1 protein-coding gene is annotated in these 628 nt (G+C 40.1%); it reads right to left on the reverse strand.

Features of this window, described 5'->3' with window-relative positions:
• A partial coding sequence (locus OQH61_RS09465) for a sulfatase-like hydrolase/transferase (RefSeq protein WP_266027185.1) occupies positions 1 to 628 on the reverse strand: 628 nt, incomplete at both ends.

The raw sequence follows: 628 nt of genomic DNA on the forward strand, positions 1-628 counted from the left end.
CGCTTAGAATATAATCGCCATAGAGCACAGAGTTATCATAGTGCATATTCTCCTCTATATTTGCACTTTTTTGGGGCGAATTATCCTCTTGGCAAAGCATATCTTTGGGCGTAAAATGCGCGAACTCACTTGGGTAGCGGTTGTAATATTTCGCGTGATTTCCCATTAGGTGCAGTGCATAGAATGTAGGCTTTAGGCTTTGAGTTGAGTTGGATTCTATATTTTGCTCTTGTGTATTTTCATCTGCGCTGTGGGATTCTTGCTCTTTTTGTTCTGTTTGCTCTTGTATTGCTTTCTCACGCTCATTTTTCAGAATCTCTATAATGCTTTCATCAAACTTTGTCGTGCTCATCTTGTCATTGATATTAACAAAGCTCACTTCATCAGCCCTTTTAAGAATCGTAGCTGCTGCATTGCCAAAGAGACTTACAGGTTCTTGATTTGAAATAGCTCTTGTATGATAACCTCCTAACTTAAAGGCATCAATGATATTGAGGTATTCATACCACGGCTTTATTATGGGCTTTTTGCTCCTCTTAGATGAAGATGGAGCGATAATGCCTTGAGAATCTTGATTAGCAAAAGTAAGGGAGAGGGAGAGAGATTCGTGTGTTTGGGCGTGAGGAGC

Source organism: Helicobacter sp. MIT 21-1697 (assembly GCF_026241255.1).
GTDB lineage: Bacteria > Campylobacterota > Campylobacteria > Campylobacterales > Helicobacteraceae > Helicobacter_C.